At 43.6% G+C, this 12,572-nt stretch carries 11 protein-coding genes and 7 tRNA genes; 16 read left to right on the forward strand and 2 right to left on the reverse strand.

Annotated features, from left to right (window positions below; all coding sequences use genetic code 11):
- The first annotated feature begins 1 nt into the window (after position 1).
- From K1I94_RS05735 to K1I94_RS05805, 15 genes are all read left to right on the forward strand, one after another.
- Positions 2-75, forward strand: a tRNA-Met gene (locus K1I94_RS05735).
- Between the two features lie 5 nt (positions 76-80).
- A tRNA-Phe gene (locus K1I94_RS05740) sits at positions 81-153 on the forward strand.
- A 13-nt stretch (positions 154-166) separates the two neighbouring features.
- Positions 167-247, forward strand: a tRNA-Tyr gene (locus K1I94_RS05745).
- A gap of 8 nt (positions 248-255) precedes the next feature.
- A tRNA-Trp gene (locus tag K1I94_RS05750) sits at positions 256-326 on the forward strand.
- Between the two features lie 10 nt (positions 327-336).
- Positions 337-409 (forward strand) — tRNA-His (locus K1I94_RS05755).
- Positions 410-422: 13 nt separating this feature from the next.
- Positions 423-494 (forward strand) — tRNA-Gln (locus K1I94_RS05760).
- Between the two features lie 12 nt (positions 495-506).
- Positions 507-590, forward strand: a tRNA-Leu gene (locus tag K1I94_RS05765).
- 353 nt (positions 591-943) lie between these two features.
- A complete protein-coding gene (locus tag K1I94_RS05770; RefSeq protein WP_002898714.1) occupies positions 944-1,387 on the forward strand; it encodes a zinc-dependent MarR family transcriptional regulator in 444 nt (147 codons plus the stop codon).
- Positions 1,384-2,094 carry a metal ABC transporter ATP-binding protein gene (locus K1I94_RS05775; protein WP_223314717.1) on the forward strand — a complete coding sequence of 237 codons (711 nt, stop codon included), beginning with the start codon at positions 1,384-1,386 and terminating at the stop codon, positions 2,092-2,094. The genes K1I94_RS05770 and K1I94_RS05775 overlap by 4 nt, the downstream gene beginning before the upstream one ends.
- Entirely contained in the window at positions 2,087-2,893 is an 807-nt protein-coding gene (locus tag K1I94_RS05780) for a metal ABC transporter permease (RefSeq protein WP_223314718.1), read from the forward strand. The genes K1I94_RS05775 and K1I94_RS05780 overlap by 8 nt, the downstream gene beginning before the upstream one ends.
- Before the next feature lie 9 nt (positions 2,894-2,902).
- Positions 2,903-4,405, forward strand: coding sequence for a zinc ABC transporter substrate-binding protein AdcA (locus tag K1I94_RS05785; protein ID WP_223314719.1), 1,503 nt, complete (start codon positions 2,903-2,905; stop codon positions 4,403-4,405).
- Positions 4,406-4,555: 150 nt separating this feature from the next.
- Positions 4,556-4,999 (forward strand): CopY/TcrY family copper transport repressor, encoded by a 444-nt coding sequence (locus K1I94_RS05790; RefSeq protein ID WP_002898703.1) that lies wholly within the window; start codon positions 4,556-4,558, stop codon positions 4,997-4,999.
- Positions 4,999-7,260: a heavy metal translocating P-type ATPase gene (locus K1I94_RS05795; protein ID WP_223314720.1), complete on the forward strand. Its 2,262-nt coding sequence runs from the start codon at positions 4,999-5,001 to the stop codon at positions 7,258-7,260. The genes K1I94_RS05790 and K1I94_RS05795 overlap by 1 nt, the downstream gene beginning before the upstream one ends.
- A gap of 4 nt (positions 7,261-7,264) precedes the next feature.
- Positions 7,265-7,483, forward strand: a complete 219-nt coding sequence (locus tag K1I94_RS05800) for a heavy-metal-associated domain-containing protein (protein WP_223314721.1) — start codon at positions 7,265-7,267, stop codon at positions 7,481-7,483.
- Between the two features lie 85 nt (positions 7,484-7,568).
- A complete protein-coding gene (locus K1I94_RS05805; RefSeq protein ID WP_223314722.1) occupies positions 7,569-8,171 on the forward strand; it encodes a DUF6287 domain-containing protein in 603 nt (200 codons plus the stop codon).
- A gap of 142 nt (positions 8,172-8,313) precedes the next feature.
- Here K1I94_RS05805 and K1I94_RS05810 read toward each other — a convergent pair whose 3' ends face one another.
- Both K1I94_RS05810 and K1I94_RS05815 read right to left on the reverse strand, forming a co-directional pair.
- The gene (locus K1I94_RS05810) at positions 8,314-8,886 is read right to left on the reverse strand and encodes a TetR/AcrR family transcriptional regulator (protein WP_002896832.1); all 573 of its coding nucleotides are present in this window, start codon (positions 8,884-8,886) and stop codon (positions 8,314-8,316) included.
- A gap of 212 nt (positions 8,887-9,098) precedes the next feature.
- Positions 9,099-9,701 (reverse strand): TetR/AcrR family transcriptional regulator, encoded by a 603-nt coding sequence (locus tag K1I94_RS05815; protein WP_002896831.1) that lies wholly within the window; start codon positions 9,699-9,701, stop codon positions 9,099-9,101.
- 355 nt (positions 9,702-10,056) lie between these two features.
- On the opposite strand from K1I94_RS05815, the gene K1I94_RS05820 reads away from it, so the two are divergent.
- A complete protein-coding gene (locus K1I94_RS05820; protein ID WP_223314723.1) occupies positions 10,057-12,450 on the forward strand; it encodes an SIALI-17 repeat-containing surface protein in 2,394 nt (797 codons plus the stop codon).
- Positions 12,451-12,572 lie beyond the last annotated feature (122 nt).

Below are 12,572 nucleotides of genomic sequence, written 5' to 3' on the forward strand. Positions count from 1 at the left end.
ACGCGGGATGGAGCAGCTAGGTAGCTCGTCGGGCTCATAACCCGAAGGTCGTAGGTTCAAATCCTGCTCCCGCAATAGTTGGCTCGGTAGCTCAGTTGGTAGAGCAATGGATTGAAGCTCCATGTGTCGGCGGTTCGATTCCGTCTCGCGCCATAATTTTATAATCGGAAGGGTAGCGAAGAGGCTAAACGCGGCGGACTGTAAATCCGCTCCTTCGGGTTCGGGGGTTCGAATCCCTCCCCTTCCATAACCTTTACGGGCATAGTTTAAAGGTAGAACTAAGGTCTCCAAAACCTTCAGTGTGGGTTCAATTCCTACTGCCCGTGTTTAAGTATGGCGGGTGTGGTGAAGTGGTTAACACACCAGATTGTGGCTCTGGCATGCGTGGGTTCGATCCCCATCACTCGCCTATTTAATATTATTGGGGTATCGCCAAGCGGTAAGGCAAGGGACTTTGACTCCCTCATGCGTTGGTTCGAATCCAGCTACCCCAGTTAAAAACTTGAGCCGGCGTGGCGGAATTGGCAGACGCGCTGGACTCAAAATCCAGTGTCCTCACGGACGTGCCGGTTCGACCCCGGCCGCCGGTATAGCTTAAGTTTAGCGGAGTATTTTTACTTCGTTTTTTTGTTTTCTCTTTAGTAATTATTTGTAAGGTAATGCGGAAGATTGACTCATGATTTTACTTGTAAATCCACACTCAACTAATGTAATGGATTCACTATCAAATTTTTTATAGAATCTAGAATGCTAATATGAATCAGCTCGCTTTGTTCTTTTTTATTCTCTGATTGAGTTTTATTTAGAGCTTAAGTATCTAATTGTATGATTAAATATTTTTAGTGAAAAGCATCTTACTTTTACTGAAAATTCTTGACTCTTTTCTTTTTTGTGGTATAATTAACCAGTAAAGCTTTAACTGGTTAAGAGAAGGAGGGAAGAAATGACTCATTTAGCGCAGAAGATCGATCAATTTTTAAATGAAGTTATTTTGAAAGCAGAAAATCAGCATGAGATTCTGATTGGTTCTTGCACGAGTGATGTTCCTTTAACCAATACGCAAGAGCATATTTTGATGCTTTTGTCTGAGGAATCCTTGACAAATTCTGATTTGGCAAAAAAACTGAATGTGAGTCAAGCTGCTGTGACCAAGGCTGTGAAATCTTTGGTTCGGCAAGAGATGCTGCAAGCCTTTAAAGATAAAAGAGATGCACGGGTTACCTTTTACCGTTTGACTGACTTAGCGCAGCCGATTGCAAAGGAACACCAGCATCATCACGCGCATACTTTGGAGACGTATCAAAAATTGGCTGAGCAGTTTTCTGCTAGTGAACAGGCGACAATTGCGAAGTTTTTGGAAGCCTTAGTGGGAGAGATCGGCAAATGAGATATATCACAGTTGATAATCTTTCCTTTTACTATGACAAGGAGCCTGTGCTAGAGCATATTCATTATTTTCTAGACAGTGGTGAGTTTGTAACTTTGACGGGGGAAAATGGAGCTGCTAAGACGACGCTTATCAAGGCTAGTTTGGGTATTTTGCAGCCTAAGCATGGGGAAGTTAAGATTTCCAAGACCAATGCGCGAGGCAAGAAACTGCGGATTGCATATCTACCTCAGCAGATTGCTAGTTTTAATGCAGGTTTTCCTAGTACGGTATATGAGTTTGTCAAGTCGGGACGTTTTCCACGTAAGGGTTGGTTTCGTCGTTTGAATGAGCATGATGAGGAGCATATCAAGGCAAGTCTGGAGTCGGTTGGAATGTGGGAACATCGGGATAAGAGGATTGGTTCTCTTTCTGGCGGGCAAAAGCAGAGGGCTGTAATTGCTCGGATGTTTGCTTCGGATCCGGATATTTTTGTCCTTGATGAGCCGACAACAGGGATGGATGCAGGCAGCAAGGATGAATTTTACAAGCTCATGCACCATAGTGCTCACAAGCATGGGAAGGCTGTCTTGATGATTACACACGATCCGGAAGAAGTTCGTAAATATGCTGACCGCAACATTCATCTGGTCCGTAATCAGGACTCACCTTGGCGCTGTTTCAATGTGCATGAAAGCGACAATGGACAGGAGGTGAGCCATGCTTAATCTATTTTCCTATGATTTTATGCAACGAGCCTTTTTGGCCGTTATTGCCATGAGCCTCTTCTCACCGATTCTAGGGACCTTCCTGATTTTACGGCGGCAGAGTCTTATGAGTGACACGCTCAGTCACGTTTCATTGGCAGGTGTAGCTTTTGGTTTGGTTCTTGGACTATCGCCCACTCTCACAACTGTGCTTGTCGTCATTGTCGCAGCAGTCTTTTTAGAGTACCTGAGAACTATCTATAAGAATTTCATGGAAATCGGGACAGCCATTCTTATGTCAACCGGCTTAGCTATTTCCTTGATTGTTATGAGTAAGGGTAAGAGTTCTAGCTCGATGAGTCTGGATCAGTATCTGTTTGGCTCCATTGTGACTATCAGTAGGGAGCAGGTGATTTCTCTCTTTGTTATTGCTGCTGTGGTGCTTGTCTTGACCTTCCTCTTTATTCGCCCCATGTACATCTTGACCTTTGATGAGGATACGGCCTTTGTCGATGGGCTGCCTGTGCAGACCATGTCCATTCTCTTTAATATCGTGACGGGTGTTGCGATTGCCCTCATGATTCCAGCTGCGGGAGCCTTGCTAGTTTCGACCATTATGGTCTTGCCGGCCAGTATTGCCCTGCGGATTGGGAAAAATTTCAAATCGGTCATTTTGCTGGCAAATGCCATTGGTTTCTTTGGTATGATTGCCGGACTTTATATTTCTTACTATGCAGAGACGCCAGCTAGTGCCAGCATTACGATTATCTTCGTCGGCTTGTTCTTGCTGGTCAATCTGGTCAAAAAATTTATGAAATAGGAGCAGAAAATGAAAAAAATTAGCTTACTATTAGCAGGTTTACTGAGTATTTTCTTAGTAGCTTGTTCCAATCAAAAAAATGCAGATGGCAAGCTCAATATTGTCACGACTTTTTATCCTGTTTATGAGTTTACCAAGCAGGTGGCTGGAGATGAGGCCAATGTTGAACTTCTAATCGGGGCAGGTACAGAGCCGCATGATTATGAGCCTTCAGCTAAGGCAGTTGCGACGATTCAGGATGCAGATGCCTTTGTCTATGAAAATGAAAACATGGAGACTTGGGTTCCTGATCTGTTAAAAACTTTGAAAAATAAGGAAGAAACGGTTATCAAGGCGACAGGAGACATGCTCTTGCTGCCTGGCGGTGAAGAGGAAGAAGACCACGACCATGGGGAAGAGGGACATCATCATGCCTATGATCCCCATGTTTGGTTATCTCCGAAGCGGGCTATTAAAATGGTGGAGCACATCCGTGATAGCCTGAGCAAGTCTTATCCTGACAAGAAAGCTGCTTTTGAGAAAAATGCAGCGGCTTATATCAAGAAGCTGGAAGCCTTGGATAAGGAATATGAGGATGGGTTGGCCAATGCCAAGCAAAAGAGCTTTGTTACTCAGCACGCAGCCTTTAACTATCTGGCATTGGACTATGGCTTGAAGCAAGTTCCAATTTCTGGCCTTTCACCAGACAGTGAGCCATCCGCTTCACGCTTGGCTGAATTGACCGAGTATATCAAGAAAAATAATATCAAGTATATCTACTTTGAAGAGAATGCTTCTCAGGCTCTGGCTTCTACATTGGCTAAGGAAACAGGGGTAGAACTTGATGTCTTGAATCCGCTGGAAAGCTTGACTGAAGAGCAGACCAAGGATGGGGCAGACTATGTTTCTATCATGCAGGCCAATCTAAAGGCTCTCAAGAAGACAACTGACCAAGAGGGAGCGGAGATTGCAGCCGAGAAAGAAGAAGACGATAAGACAGTGCAAAACGGCTACTTTGAAGACAGTGCCGTCAAGGATCGGACCTTGTCTGACTATGCTGGCGAGTGGCAGTCTGTTTACCCTTATCTGAAAGACGGGACCTTGGACCAAGTCTTTGACTACAAGGCTAAGCTGACTGGGAAAATGACAGCAGCTGAATACAAGGACTACTATGACAAGGGCTACAAGACAGATGTTTCCAATATCAATATCACAGACAAGACTATGGAATTTGTGGTAGATGGAAAATCCAAGAAGTATACTTATAAATACGTTGGCAAGCACACTCTGACTTACTCTAAGGGAAATCGTGGAGTTCGCTTCATGTTTGAAGCGACAGACGAGGATGCTGGGGAGTACAAGTATGTTCAGTTTAGCGACCACAACATTGCACCGACCAAGGCGGCTCACTTCCATATCTTCTATGGTGGCGAAAGCCAGGAGGCACTCTTTGACGAGCTGGAAAACTGGCCAACCTACTATCCAAGTAAGTTGACCGGTCAAGAAATTGCCCAAGAGATGTTGGCGCACTAATATAAATAAAGTAAGAAGACGGGACTATCCCGCCTTCTTTTTTTTTGCATATCAGGAAATGACGATAAAAACACTTGACAAATTACGATTACAAATGTAAACTAATATAGTGTTAGATTACAAATGTAAATGATAAGGGAGTGTTAAACAATGGAACAGCAAAATATTAGCCAAGCAGAATGGCAAGTGATGCGTGTGTTGTGGGCCTATCCACACAGTCGCAGTACAGAAATTATAGCGCGGTTGGAAGCCGATTTTTCCTGGAAACCGGCGACAATCAAGACCCTTTTGAATCGTCTGAAAACCAAAGAATTTATCGCTATGGAAAAAATCGAGGGCAAGTTTTACTACGATGCTCGGATTTTAGAAGCGGACCATCTGGAAAGTACTTGGCAGGCTCTTTTTGACAATATCTGTAATACTAAACATGGAGATCTTTTGATTTCAATGATTGAGGGCAATCAGTTTAGTCAGGGGGATTTGGAGCGGCTCAGTCAGGTTATAGACAAAAAAAGAGCTTCGGCTCCGCTGGAAATCAAATGCCACTGTCCGCAAGGTCAGTGTCGTTGCGGGCACGGAAAGGAGGCGCATTGATGAGCGAGAAGAAAGAATACAAACTCTCTGGTATGACCTGCGCTGCCTGTGCTATGACGGTGGAGATGGCGGTCAAGGACTTGGAAACGGTCGAGGATGTCAGTGTCAATCTGGCGACAGAACGTCTCAGTTTGCTTCCTAAGGCGGGATTTGATAGCCAGCAAGTGCTGGATGCTGTAGCTGAGGCTGGTTATCAGGCAGAAGAAAAAGGAAAAGACCGACCGTCTGATGTAAGCGAAGAAGCTGAGATTAAAGCTCAGGAATTGCGGAAAAAGAAACAACAATTACTAATTCTTTTGCTTACGGCTCTGCCCTTGCTTTATATCTCTATGGGCAGTATGGTCGGTCTTCCTCTGCCTAGCTTCTTGGACCATATGGCGCATCCCTTGGTCTTCGTTCTGTCACAACTACTTTTAACTCTGCCTGCTGTGTGGATTGGTCGTGGCTTCTATCAGAGAGGATTTCGCAATCTTATCAAGCAACATCCCAATATGGATAGTTTGATTGCGGTGGGGACCAGCGCAGCATTTTTCTACAGCCTCTACTCAGTCAGTCAGGTTTTTCTAGGTCATCATCCCTTTGTTCATCAGCTTTATTTTGAGTCTGTTGCAGTGATTATTGCCTTAGTTCTTCTGGGTAAATATCTGGAAAGTTCAGCTAAGGGGAAGACGTCTCAAGCGATTCAATCTCTGCTTGAGCTGGTACCTAGTCAGGCGACAGTGATTCGCTATGGTGAGGCTGTGACCATTGATACAGAGGATATCCGAGTTGGAGACATTATCCGTATCAAGCCAGGGGAGCGTATGCCAGTAGATGGCCTTGTGACGGAGGGGCAGACCTTTGTGGATGAGTCCATGATGACTGGAGAAAGTGTCCCGATTGAAAAGAAAGTTGGTGACACTATTACTAGTGCAACGATCAATCAAAATGGTAGTATTGACTATCAAGCAACTAGGGTGGGTTCGGATACAACCTTAGCTCAGATTGTTAGATTGGTGGAGGAAGCGCAGGGGTCTAAGGCTCCGATAGCGGCTTTGGCCGATAAGATTTCGCTCTATTTTGTCCCAATCGTGCTAAGCTTGGCTACTTTGTCCGCGCTTGGCTGGTATTTTCTAGCTGGTGAGAGTCTTAGCTTTTCCCTGTCAATCTTTATCGCAGTTCTGGTCATTGCCTGCCCTTGTGCGCTGGGATTAGCCACTCCAACAGCTATTATGGTTGGGACTGGTAAAGGGGCTGAAAATGGAATTCTGATTAAGTCTGGGCAAGCTTTGGAAGCAGCTTATCAGCTGGATACTATTGTTCTTGATAAGACTGGGACGATTACGGTTGGTAGGCCTAGTCTGACAGATTTGTTATCTTTGAGTGATTTTAATCGGTCTGACTTGTTGCAGCTAATAGCCAGTGCTGAGCAGCATTCTGAGCATCCTTTGGCTCAGGCTATCTTAGAAGCTGCTGAAGAGGAGGGGCTTGACCTACTGCCTGTAAGTCATTTTAAGGCCGTAATTGGACGAGGCTTATCAGCTCAGGTTGAGGGCAGACAGCTTCTGGTGGGAAATGAAAGCTTGATGAAAGAAAAGAGCATTGACAGCAGTGCCTTTCAAGAACAGTTGTTAGAGCTGTCCAAGGAAGGGAAGACAGCCATGTTTGTCGCAATAGATGGACAGCTGACAGGTATTTTAGCGGTAGCAGATGAGATGAAGTCTAGCAGTCTGAAGGCGGTGCAGGAGCTCCAGTCTATGGGGCTGGAAGTTACCATGCTGACAGGGGATCGTGAGGAAACAGCGACAGCTATTGCCCAGAAAGCTGGAATCCAAAAAGTCATCGCAGGTGTATTGCCAGATGGTAAGGCCACTGCTATCAAGAACTTACAGGAAGCTGGGAAAAAACTGGCTATGGTCGGAGACGGTATCAATGACGCACCGGCTCTGGTTCAGGCAGATGTGGGAATTGCCATCGGATCAGGCGCTGATGTAGCTATTGAGTCGGCAGATGTAGTGCTCATGCATAGTGATTTGCAGGATGTGGTCAAGGCTATCAAGCTCAGCCAGGCGACTATCCGCAATATCAAGGAAAATCTTTTCTGGGCTTTTGCCTACAATACACTGGGCATCCCGATTGCTATGGGGCTATTGCATCTTTTCGGCGGTCCCTTGCTCAATCCTATGCTGGCTGGTCTGGCCATGAGCTTGAGTTCAGTATCAGTTGTCGTCAATGCACTGCGTCTAGGACGCTTTAAAATGAAGGAATATACGGAGGAATGAATCTATGAAACAAACAGTTCAGTTAGAAAATTTATCTTGTCAAAATTGTGTCAAACACGTCACCCAGCACTTCCTGTCTATGGAGGGAGTGTCAGATGTGGTTGTGGACTTAGAACAGCAGACAGCCCAAGTCACGACTGATAAGCCTTGCGGTGCATCTGATTATGAAGCAGCTCTGGCAAAAACAATCTACAGGGTTCTGGATGTGGCAGAAGCTGAATGAATAAAGTCAGTAGCTTTGCGCCCGCCCAGCTGCTAGAATTCTTCTTGTAAAAAGCGATAAAATAATCTATAATGTTACTAATCACATGATTTATCTTACCGTGAGAAAGAGGAGAAAAATGAAGAAAAAAGCTTTACCTTTTTTACTAGCAGGAGCTGCTTTATTAGCTATGACAGCTTGCTCAAAGGGCAGTGCTACGAATCAATCAGAAACGTCTACTAGCAGTACTGGCTCGGTAACAAGTTCTGTGGAGCAGGCATCCAGTCAATCAACTGCAGCAGCATCTTCAGCAGCTAGCAGCGCTAGCTCAGAGAGTGCGAGCACAGAAAAAACCAAGGAAAAGAAGGAAGCGATGGACATTTCAGCACTTGCAAATGGCAATTATGCCAGCGTTAAAGGAACCTGGCAGGATGCTTCTGGCAGCCAGCTTGTTTTTGATGACAAGGGCTTGGTTTCAAGTGTTTATGAATTGTACGGAGCTTCTCTGACAGACTATGGCACTGCTGCTGGTGGTGTCTACGGCGGAGAAAGCGGAGGTTTTCTGATTGAGTTTCTTCCAAAGGGAGTTAAGGTCGCAGACAAGGAAAACTTTACAGACAACTCCGATGCTGGTCAAGATAGAATCTGGACAGGGGTTGGCCTGAATAGCTTTGACGAACAAGGTAGCTTCTATTATCGAGTAGATTAAATGAAGCTTGGTGTTTAATTTTATAGCTTATATATTGATGAGAGCAGAAGACTATCTGCTCTCTTTTCTTTGGGAGAGTAAGAAATTTTACAGACAAAAAAAGCCTGCCTAAATTAGGCGGGCTTCATAATTTTGAGTTGAATTAGGATTCACTGTGAGGTGTTATAAACTGATCCATAGGGGTTGAAATCACATTCAGGAAGAGCTTGGCGAAATCCTCTGCTGGCATAGGATCTTCTTTGATAATCCAAATTTCAATGAGGGAGTTAATCCATCTAACAACAATTTCCGTAGCCATTTCTTTTGGAATTCCCAATTTTTTAGAGTCAATTTCTAAATTTTGCACGACCCACTGAGTGAAGAAGGTAGATAGATAGTCACTCCAGAAAGGATCGATAGCCGTAGTATAGAGCACCTTCATCCATTTCCTATGTTCATAAAGGGTAGGAATCATATGTTGGGCAAAGAAGCAGAACGGATTTTCTCCATTTCCTTCTTCGTAGCTTTCATACAGGGGCAAAAACGGAGTCATAATTGTCTGGCGGATGTATTGGATAATGTCTTCAACATTACTAAAATGCTTTTTATAGATAGCCTGGCGCGATAGACCAGCTTGTTTTGCAATCTCTGAAAAAGTAAAATAAGACTTTTCAGGATTTTGCTCTGCCAGCTCAATTAAGGCATTAACGACTTTGTCTCGAGTATCTTGGGGCATAAGTACCTTCCTTCTTTTTTATTAAGTTCTTGCTGGTTTGTCTAAAAACAGCGCAAATTCCAACAAAATAGTTTACCGCTTGTCAACTAAAATGATAACACTTTATAGAGGAAATGTCCAATTATTTTTAAAATTTAATATAAAAATATTAAAAAACCAGTCTTCCCTTACAAGGACCGGTTCTGTCATTTCTCTGTTTTTCTTCAGGTTGGTTATGCGATAACAATTTTATTTGAAGGACCAGCTGGACTATCATAAGCAGCAAAGCTGGTTAGGGGTGAAGATACAAGATTGAGAAATGTCTTAGAGAACTGCTTGCAAGGAACGGGGTCATCCTGAGTGATCCAATTCTCGATAAGAGAACTAATCCAGCCGGCCAGCAGTTGATTGGCCAGGTCTTCAGGAATACCTAATTTTTGGTGGTCAAGATTTAAATTCTGCTCGATCCAGTCCTTGTAACTGGCAGTAATAAAATCGCTCCACAAGGGATCGACAGAACTAGTATATAATATTTTAATGCGTTGGCGTTGCTCATAAATAGCGGGAAGAATCGTTTGAGCCAAAAAAGTGAAAGGATCTAAGTCCGCTTCAGCATTGTTGCTATTCCAGTTGGGAGCAAAGGCTTGCTTTACCATATCTTGGCGAATGTATTCGATAATTTCAGTAGTGTTATTAAAGTGTCGTTTGTAAATAGCCTGTCTGGACAAGCCGGCTTCTTTAGCGATTTCTGTAAAGGTAAAACGCGACCTGTCTGGCTGTTTATCTGCTAATTCAAAAAATGCATCTAAAATCCTATCTCGTGTATTAAGAGCCATAATTTTATCCCTCCTATACCATTTTACTTTTTCTGTCTGAAATAAGCTAGAAAATAGCCCGGAATTTTTACTAAAAAAGTTTACACATTGTTAAATGGAAAAATTTTTAGTTTAATTTCTGGACATCATGTCTGTTTAAAAACTGGACGATTTCACAAAAATGTACATAAATCAAGCCGATAATTCTTTTATTTTAACAAGTTAATATGATAAAATAATAAAAAATCTTATCAGAAGTCAAATAGAAAGTGTAGTTTAAAGATTACCTAATCTGAAAGATTTATGGGAGGTTTTACTGGACTTTTTATTAAGGGTTACTGATCAGGATAATAAACTATGTTCAGAGGAGAATAAAATGAAAAGAACAGAAAAAGTTTTGCGATATTCTATTCGGAAGTCAGTTTTAGGTGTTGGTTCAGTCCTTATTTGTGCTCTGTTTTTAGGTCACAGTATGGTGGCGGCAGCTGAGGAGCGGCCAGTGGCAAATGCAGTAGAGACTCCGGTCGCTGCATCGCCAGTAAATCAGGATTTGACAACGGTCAGGGAGGCTGCTAATACAGAAGTAGGCACGTTTCTGGCTGAGAAAGTGACAGATCTTGGGAATAATCCAAATTTGTCAGCTGAGGAGCTTGCAGCAGCTAAGGAGGAAGTCAATCAAACAGCTGCAAAGGCTCAGAATGAAATTGCTGCAGCTGAGGATAAAGAAAGGATTGATCAAGCTAAGGAAGATGGATTGGCAGACATCAACTCTATCAATCCAGTCGGCAAAGATTTGCTTCTAGATGAAATCCAAAATGGAAAAGCAGAGTTTGACAAACTTGTAGATAGTAGCGATTTACTGCCTGAGGAGCAAAAGAAAAGCTTCCAAGAGTCTGTAAGGAAGAAGGCTGCAGAAGCAGAGGATGCAATTCAGAAATTAGATGTTAATGCAGCAACAGCAGAGCAGGCGGAAGTGATTCAAGAGCAGGCAGTAACCGAGGAAGATAAGTTTTTCAAATTTATAGCAAGTTCAACCGTAGATTTCACTCTGGCTGCCAAATTAGCTGACTTGGAAGCAAATCCTAATCTTTCAGAAGCAGAAAAGAAAGCAGTTAGAGGCGAGATAGAGCAGGTGGTGGAAGCGGCCAAGAAGGCTATTGAAGGAGCAGATTCTCAGGAAGTCTATGACCGGGCAAAAGAAACAGCCATAGCCCACTTAGCTAAGATTCACCCCATTGGCAAAGAGCAGTTCTTAAAAGAAATTCAGGAAGAAAAAACAGCTACTATCGAGGCTGTTGAGAAGAGTCAAAGTCTTTCTGCTGAGGAAAAAACTGCAGCTAAAAAGAAAATTGAAGATGCAGCAGCCATAGCTCAAAAAGCAATTGCAGCTTATAATGCTTGGGTTGAAAGTCCTGATGATGCCGAAAAAATTCAAGAACAGGTAGCGGCAGAGAAGCAAGGTTTGCTGAAAGTTACGACTGGGCTGAAACTAGATCTTGCTCTGTCTGATAAGCTAGCAGACTTACGGAGCAACCCGAATCTGTCAGATGCAGAACGGGCTACAGCTAAAGCTGAAGCGGAAGCAACTCTAGCAGATGCGAAAAGAGCGCTTGAAAAGGCTGATACTGAAGAGGAACTAGAGAGAATTGAGGAAGCTGGAATTGCTAGCTTGGACACGATTCATCCAGTTGGCAAAGATTTGGTTTTAGATGAGCTTGAAGAAGAAGTCGACAAGCAGATTGAAGCAATTGAACATCACCAAACACTTTCAGAACTAGATAAAAAGCAAGCTAAAGAAAAGATTCGAGCAGTATTAAAGACGGTGACAGATGCGATTGCGCAGCTAGATGATAGTGTAGACAGTGCTGAAAAAGCAGAGAAGCTGCAGGAACAGATTGCTGCTGAGCAGACAAAAGCTCTTGAAAATCTAGAAGCGATTGTCAAGAATACTGCTAAAGCTGAGACAGCTTCTTCTATTCCAAGTGATTCACCACAGGAAGATAGGCAAGAATTTAGTGGAGGAGTCAGCGACTCTGAGCCAGCAACAGCAACGGCGTCGGAATATGATTTGTCTAGCCATGAAGTTGGAACTCATCCCGATACAGCTCCGCAGGCGTCTGCACAAGCAGAATTCAGTGGCAATGTTAATGATTCAGAAGCAGCAACAGTAACACGGCCTGAATTTACAGGGGGCGTCAATGATTCTGAGCCGATAACAGCGACAGAGTCAGAGTATGATTTATCTAGCCATGGGGTTGGAACTCATCCCGATACAGCTCCCCAGGCAACTGCACAAGCAGAATTCAGTGGCAATGTTAGTGATTCAGAAGCGGCAACAGTAACACGGCCTGAATTTACAGGAGGCGTCAATGATTCTGATCCAACTATAACAGAAAACAACGCCTATGATGCTGGCGTTCAGCCATCAGTCAGGAGTGCACATCCAGACAGCGCTCCTCAGATGGCGGCTCTTCCGGAATTTACCGGCGGTGTCAATGCTGCTGACGCGGCAGTAGCTGATGCTTTACCTGCTTACCAAGTAACTAGCGGTATTTTGCCAGCAGTTGATGGGGCCAAATCAGTACAAGAGCAGTCTTCATTAGCTAAGGTCACCCAGCTAGATCAGCTTAAAAACAAGGGAAGTAAGAGTGGTGCGTCAGTCTTGCCGCATACGGGTCAAGCTTCTAATGCTCTTCTCACAGTTGCAGGAGTTATCAGCGCTTTAGGCGCAGCTGGATTGTCACTCCGTAGTAGAAAAAAAGAAGGATAAGTTTTGAAGAGGCCACTTGGTCTCTTTTTTGATGGAGAAAATTTTTAAAAATTATGCAAACGTTTTACTAAAAGTGCTTGAAAAAGTCAAAAAAAAACGATATAATGGACAATGTGAAAGCG

The sequence above is a fragment of the Streptococcus sanguinis genome (genome assembly GCF_019929145.1).
Lineage (GTDB): Bacteria > Bacillota > Bacilli > Lactobacillales > Streptococcaceae > Streptococcus > Streptococcus sanguinis_U.

Coding starts and splice junctions, on each gene's coding strand:
- K1I94_RS05770 (WP_002898714.1), top strand. CDS start 944: ATGACTCATTTAGCGCAGAAGATCGATCAATTTTTAAATGAAGTTATT.
- K1I94_RS05775 (WP_223314717.1), top strand. CDS start 1,384: ATGAGATATATCACAGTTGATAATCTTTCCTTTTACTATGACAAGGAG.
- K1I94_RS05780 (WP_223314718.1), top strand. CDS start 2,087: ATGCTTAATCTATTTTCCTATGATTTTATGCAACGAGCCTTTTTGGCC.
- K1I94_RS05785 (WP_223314719.1), top strand. CDS start 2,903: ATGAAAAAAATTAGCTTACTATTAGCAGGTTTACTGAGTATTTTCTTA.
- K1I94_RS05790 (WP_002898703.1), top strand. CDS start 4,556: ATGGAACAGCAAAATATTAGCCAAGCAGAATGGCAAGTGATGCGTGTG.
- K1I94_RS05795 (WP_223314720.1), top strand. CDS start 4,999: ATGAGCGAGAAGAAAGAATACAAACTCTCTGGTATGACCTGCGCTGCC.
- K1I94_RS05800 (WP_223314721.1), top strand. CDS start 7,265: ATGAAACAAACAGTTCAGTTAGAAAATTTATCTTGTCAAAATTGTGTC.
- K1I94_RS05805 (WP_223314722.1), top strand. CDS start 7,569: ATGATTTATCTTACCGTGAGAAAGAGGAGAAAAATGAAGAAAAAAGCT.
- K1I94_RS05810 (WP_002896832.1), bottom strand. CDS start 8,886: ATGCCCCAAGATACTCGAGACAAAGTCGTTAATGCCTTAATTGAGCTG.
- K1I94_RS05815 (WP_002896831.1), bottom strand. CDS start 9,701: ATGGCTCTTAATACACGAGATAGGATTTTAGATGCATTTTTTGAATTA.
- K1I94_RS05820 (WP_223314723.1), top strand. CDS start 10,057: ATGAAAAGAACAGAAAAAGTTTTGCGATATTCTATTCGGAAGTCAGTT.